The following is a 4,365-nucleotide window of genomic DNA, read 5'->3' as shown; positions in this document are numbered from 1 at the left end:
CAACATATGCCGAATTTTTAAAAACAATTCCCGCAGGTGAGATTCCCGAACTTGCTGATAAGGTTGTCTATCTTACTCAGGGCTCGATCGCCCCTCCATTTGAGGGGGTGGACATTGGGATAGGCGAAAAATTTGTCATGGAGTCAATAGCAACGTTTTCAGGTTACACAAGAAAGCAAATTGAGATTCTGTATAAAGAAAAGGGTGACTTGGGCGACGTGGCTTCACTGCTTGCAGGCAAAAAAAAACAGACCTCCCTTGGGGGTGCAGAACTGACTGTTGAGCATGTTTACCAATCGTTCCAAAAAATAGCGGCCCAATCGGGGCAGGGGTCGCAATCCTCAAAAATCGGCATCCTTGCAGAGCTTCTCAATTCAGCAAGTCCTGTTGAGGCCAAATACATAGTCCGTTTTCCCCTAGGCAAGCTGCGCCTTGGCATTGGCGACCCTACAATTCTTGATGCGCTTTCACTTATCGGGGCTCAGGACAAGTCAATGCGGCAGCAAATAGAGAGGGCATACAATCTTTGCTCTGACCTGGGTTATGTCGCAAAAATCTTCCTTGAAGACCAAAAAAGCATCTCAAGGCTTAAAGTCACGCCTTTCAAGCCAATAAGGCCAGCTTTGGCAGAGCGGGAAATATCCCCGCAGGCAATCATAGAGAGAACCGGGGAGTGCTCTGTGGAGGCCAAGTATGATGGCCTTAGGATGCAGGTGCACAAGTCTGGCGACAAGGTGGAAATCTACTCTCGAAAGCTTGAGAAAATGACCGGCATGTTCCCAGATATTGTAAAGGCGGCAAGGGGGCTTGATGAGAGAATGCTAATCTTTGAGGGTGAGGCGCTTGCCTACTCGCCTGAAGAAAACAAATACTTCTCATTCCAGCAGCTCATGCAACGGAAAAGAAAATATGATATCGGTAAAATGTCGCAGCAGCTGCCACTGCAGATGTTCGCCTTTGACATAATGCTTGCAGGAAGCACGGACTTCACACTTGAGCCATATTCAATAAGGCGGGAAAAGCTTGAGCTTTTGCTTGGCTCTACAGGCACCAAAAAGCAGGACTTTCAAGGCGTGATTCTCCCTTCGGCAAGGATAATTGCAAGAAGCGCGCAGGAGCTTGAGGAGTATTTCCAAAAATGCCTGTCCGAGGGGCTTGAGGGCGTCATTGCAAAGGACCTGAGGATGCCTTATGTTGCAGGCGCGCGCAAGTTTGCCTGGATAAAGCTGAAAAAGTCCTACGGGTCGTCTGTTGACACTATTGATGCTGTTGTAGTCGGTTATTATCTTGGCAAAGGGGCGCGAAGCGAGTTTGAGTTTGGCGGCCTTCTGGTTGCAGTCCAAAACGAGCAAACAGGGGCCCTTGAAACTGTAGCAAAAATAGGCAGCGGCTTTAGCGAGGAGGAAATGAGGGAACTTCAAGAAAGGCTTTATGCTTCCAAATCAAGGGAAAAACCCAAGGGCGTTGAATCCAGGCTTGAGCCTGATTTTTGGGTTGAGCCCTCCATGGTTGTCACTGTGGCATTTGATGAAATCAGCCAATCAAGCCAGCACACATGCTCAATAGACGGTGAAGGCAGAGGGCTTGCTCTTCGCTTCCCGCGCCTGGTTGGCATAAGGGAGGATAAAGGCACTGTGCAGGCAACAACAAGTGCGGAAGTGCTTGAGATGTTCGGCTTGCAAAGAAGGGCGAAAGCATAATGAAAAGCGAGGTTGTGCATATGGCAATGCCTGATTCGGAAAAAAAAGAACTTGCGGCAAAGGCGAAGAGGCTTGAGAAAAAACAGCTGTTTGTGAAGGCGGCAGAAATATATCTTAAGGTTGGCGACAAGGAAAAAGCTGCAAGTGCATATGAGTCTGCTTGCGATTACAAGAAAGCCGAAGCCATTTTTATGGAGCTTGGTTGCGAGTCTGATGCCGCAAGATGCCGAGACAAGCGCATAAATTCGATTAGTGATGGCTCAACCTGGGAGACGCTGCAGAAAAAATACCAGGACGAGGCTGGGAACCCATACTAAAAAAACACTAGAGTTTGAAGAAGACAGTAAACCGACGCGTTTGTCTTCTCTGGTAGACTGCAATCTTTCACTGGAAAGCACCCCTGGCTCTGTTTATTAAACGCAATATTGAAAGGCATCCATGCCGGAAGTGCCTATTAAAGAGTTTCTTGCTCTTGTCAGATCGAAAAAGCTGGCATTTGCCTATACAACACATGCTGGCCTGAGGTCTATTGAGTGTTTTTTGCCGCGACAGGTTTGCGAGCAGGACATAATAAATGAAAGTCCAGCGCTTGTAATGGAGCAGGTCTCTGAAATTCCTCATGAGCGCAAATTTGATGTTTACTATCATCAAAAACCAGGGGTCTTCAGAAGATATGTCGTCACTTTAAATGACTCGATACGTTTAATTACTCTCATGCACACAAGTAAAGATATCCAAAATCTTGTTGCAGGAGAGGACAACAAGCGGTGATAAAATGAATGGATTCAGCTATGATGATCAAGCCGATGCAATTTACATTAACTTGAGCAGCAAACGGGTTTCAAGCACCCTTGAGCTCAATCCAAGAATTAACGTGGATTTGAGCGAATCCAAAAAGATTGTTGGCGTTGAGATACTTGAAGCCTGCAGCCTGCTCTCCGATCTTTTCCACAAAAAGGTTTCCAAGGACAAAATCAAGAGCCTTCTTTACAAAGTGAGCGACAAAGACGCGCTATACGTAAACTTTGAGCTAAAAGTTGGGCAAAAATCCGAATACGCCTCGCTTGCAATCCCAAAGCTTTACAGAAGCCCTGTCTTAGGGGTTGGCTGAAGGTTGGGTTACATCCACATGGAAATCCTTGAAATTATTTCAAAGTCACAGAATGTGATTATTGTCTGGCTTGCTAGTTCTGCGTGAGTTACGGTAAGTCGCGGCTTTTCAGAAAGTTTCCACTATATGCTTTGGAGTTTCATAGCTATATGTCTTTGGTCTATTTGCGGATGATTTGACAAGGAAAATAAATTCATGGCTGGTAGGAAATAAGGATTTCTGGTTTTCTAAATTCTAGTTATCCTGCTTTCTGGCCTTTTTCCCAAGCTTCTTTTTCATCATCTTTAAAACAAAAAACGAGTCGCGCTCCATCTCCTCAAGCCTGAAGCGGATGAGCTTTGCCTGCGCCTCAAGTTTGGGTATAAGAATAAATTCAAGTGCGTTGACCCTGCGCTTTGTCTTTTCAATCTCGCGGATAAGCTTTCTCAGGGCGTTTTCGGTTTCTGCAAGCTTGACAATCATGTCTGTTGTTTTTTCAAAATTGTCTGCCGCCTCGTCTACTTTGGCAGTTGAGCCAATAATCGAGTATCCTCTCCCAAATGGGCTTTTTTGCACAGGCACGGACTGGATTGAGGGAATCTTGACGCCCATGACGTTTTTTACCTCTATTTTCACGCCAGGTGCCTTTTTTATCTGTGATGCTATTGCCTCAAGCTCGTAAACAGAGTGGTAAATCTGCGCAACGGCAAGTGTCTGGTATGCATCCTTGAGCGTTGCATTCAGCTCGCTTCTCATGTCCTTTGCCTTTTCAAGTATCTTGAAAAACTCCATTACAAGAGCATCGCGCTTTTGCTTTAGAAGCTTGTGGCCCTTTTTGGCAAGGACTATCCTGGCCTTTGCCTTCAAAAGCTCCATGCGCGTCGGGTTTGGGTTTTCTGCCATAAACTATTCCGCCTTTTTTTATTTTTGTCTAACTCCAGGGTTATTCCAACCATCAGCTTACTTTTTCCCCTTCTTTTTTTCCGTCGGTTTTTCGTGGTGCTTGGCTTGAGTTTGGCTCTGGCTTGCCTTTTTTTCCGCCTTGGTAAAATACTCCGAAGCCTTTACCTTGCCTTCATAATACTTTTGCCCGTACTTTGCAATGAAATCTGTTTTCACCCTCTTTAGCTCTGACTGGGGAAGGGCTGACATCAGCTCCCATCCAAGCTCCAGCGAGTACTCAATGCCCCTGTCCTCATGGCTGTCCTGTGTTATGTAGCGCTTTTCAAATTCATCTGCAAACTTGAGGAACTTCTTGTCAACTTCGGATAACGCCTCCTCGCCAACCACTGCGGAAAGCGACCTCAAGTCCCTTCCAGTTGCATATGCGGCATAAAGCTGGTCTGCAACCCCTCTGTGGTCCTCGCGCGTCTGGTCTTTGCCAATGCCCAGGTTCATAAGCCTTGAAAGGCATGGAAGCACGTCAACAGGCGGATAGATGTTTTTCCTGTGCAAGTCGCGGCCAAGCACAATCTGTCCCTCGGTAATGTAACCTGTGAGGTCTGCAATGGGGTGTGTAATGTCATCTCCGGGCATTGTAAGGATTGAAAGTTGCGTGACAGTGCCCTTCTTGTT

General features: G+C 46.4%; 6 protein-coding genes. 4 read left to right on the top strand and 2 right to left on the bottom strand.

Annotation, left to right across the window (positions count from 1 at the left end; genetic code table 11):
* The 4 genes from FJZ26_04480 to FJZ26_04465 all read left to right on the top strand — a co-directional run.
* Positions 1–1,700, top strand: a 1,700-nt coding sequence (locus FJZ26_04480; GenBank protein ID MBM3229660.1) for an ATP-dependent DNA ligase, incomplete at its 5' end; no start/stop codon positions are given.
* On the top strand, positions 1,700–2,017 hold the full coding sequence (locus FJZ26_04475; GenBank protein ID MBM3229659.1) for a hypothetical protein: 318 nt from the start codon (positions 1,700–1,702) through the stop codon (positions 2,015–2,017). The genes FJZ26_04480 and FJZ26_04475, both read left to right, overlap by 1 nt.
* A gap of 223 nt (positions 2,018–2,240) precedes the next feature.
* A complete protein-coding gene (locus FJZ26_04470) occupies positions 2,241–2,471 on the top strand; it encodes a hypothetical protein (protein ID MBM3229658.1) in 231 nt (76 codons plus the stop codon).
* A 4-nt stretch (positions 2,472–2,475) separates the two neighbouring features.
* Entirely contained in the window at positions 2,476–2,811 is a 336-nt protein-coding gene (locus tag FJZ26_04465) for a DUF2283 domain-containing protein (GenBank protein ID MBM3229657.1), read from the top strand.
* A 234-nt stretch (positions 2,812–3,045) separates the two neighbouring features.
* Here the strand turns inward: FJZ26_04465 and FJZ26_04460 are convergent, their stop codons facing one another.
* Together FJZ26_04460 and FJZ26_04455 are read right to left on the bottom strand one after the other, a co-directional pair.
* Complete coding sequence (locus FJZ26_04460; GenBank protein MBM3229656.1) at positions 3,046–3,693, bottom strand: V-type ATP synthase subunit D; 648 nt, start codon at positions 3,691–3,693, stop codon at positions 3,046–3,048.
* Between the two features lie 57 nt (positions 3,694–3,750).
* Positions 3,751–4,365 (bottom strand): hypothetical protein (locus FJZ26_04455; protein ID MBM3229655.1); only part of this gene is annotated, 615 nt, incomplete at its 5' end.

Source organism: Candidatus Parvarchaeota archaeon, assembly GCA_016866895.1.
Taxonomy (GTDB): Archaea; Micrarchaeota; Micrarchaeia; order Anstonellales; family VGKX01; genus VGKX01.
This window is presented reverse-complemented; position numbering and strand designations above follow the sequence as displayed.

Bases quoted from the DNA above. Each gene is read 5' to 3' on its own strand.
- FJZ26_04475 (MBM3229659.1), top strand. From the start codon at position 1,700: ATGAAAAGCGAGGTTGTGCATATGGCAATGCCTGATTCGGAAAAAAAA.
- FJZ26_04465 (MBM3229657.1), top strand. From the start codon at position 2,476: ATGAATGGATTCAGCTATGATGATCAAGCCGATGCAATTTACATTAAC.
- FJZ26_04460 (MBM3229656.1), bottom strand. From the start codon at position 3,693: ATGGCAGAAAACCCAAACCCGACGCGCATGGAGCTTTTGAAGGCAAAG.